Annotated in this window: 1 protein-coding gene and 1 pseudogene; both read right to left on the bottom strand. The window is 67.4% G+C overall.

Annotation, left to right across the window (positions count from 1 at the left end):
- Positions 1 to 549, bottom strand: a 549-nt coding sequence (locus ADK67_RS09825) for a ricin-type beta-trefoil lectin domain protein (RefSeq protein WP_231648099.1), incomplete at its 3' end; no start/stop codon positions are given.
- A gap of 48 nt (positions 550 to 597) precedes the next feature.
- A pseudogene (locus tag ADK67_RS53470) lies at positions 598 to 705 on the bottom strand (hypothetical protein); the annotation flags it as partial.
- Between the last annotated feature and the right edge of the window lie 70 nt (positions 706 to 775).

The following is a 775-nucleotide window of genomic DNA, read 5'->3' as shown; positions in this document are numbered from 1 at the left end:
CTGGAACGTCCAACGCTGGTTCGCCTGGCCGTTGCACGACCACGTGATCACCCTCGTGCCGTTCGTCGTGCCCTGGTTGTAGGCGTCCAGGCACTTGTCACCGAACACCCGGATCTCACCGTTCGCCCACGACGTCCACAACTGGTTCGCCGCCGTGTGGCAGTCCCAGATCAACGCCGCCGCACCGGCAGCGGTCGACCCGTTGTCCACATCCACACAACGACCCGAACCCGTACCGCGCAACCGCGACGTCGTCGCCGCGACCGGACTGCCACCCGAGACGCGGAACGTCGCCACACCGTGCGCCGGCACGCTCGCCGAGATCGCACCCGACGTGGTCGAGGTGCCACCGGTCCACAAATCCGTCAACGTGAACGAACCGCCCGACAGGCCGATCTGCGTCGCGGTCGTGGACACCGTCGCCGTGCCGCCACCCCGGTTGAACAGACCCACCGCGACCGAACCATCCGACAACGGCTTCGCGAACACCTCCGTGTTGCCGTCGTCGCGCACCCGCCGACCACCCGCACCCAACTTGTCCTGGTTCACCGCGATCAACCGCGGATTCCGCAGCGTCGCACTGATGTCCGACGACATCGTGCGGATGTCGTTACCCGCCATCAACGGCGAAGCCATCAACGCCCACAACGCGAAGTGCGACCGCGACTCCGTCAGCGTCAGACCCGGACGACCCACGACCAGCATGTCCGGGTCGTTCCAGTTGCCCGGACCCGTCTGCGCCGCCAACGGCGCCGTCACGTCCAGCACGTTCCCG

The organism is Saccharothrix sp. NRRL B-16348, assembly GCF_001280085.1.
In the GTDB taxonomy this organism is placed as follows: domain Bacteria; phylum Actinomycetota; class Actinomycetes; order Mycobacteriales; family Pseudonocardiaceae; genus Actinosynnema.
This window is presented reverse-complemented; position numbering and strand designations above follow the sequence as displayed.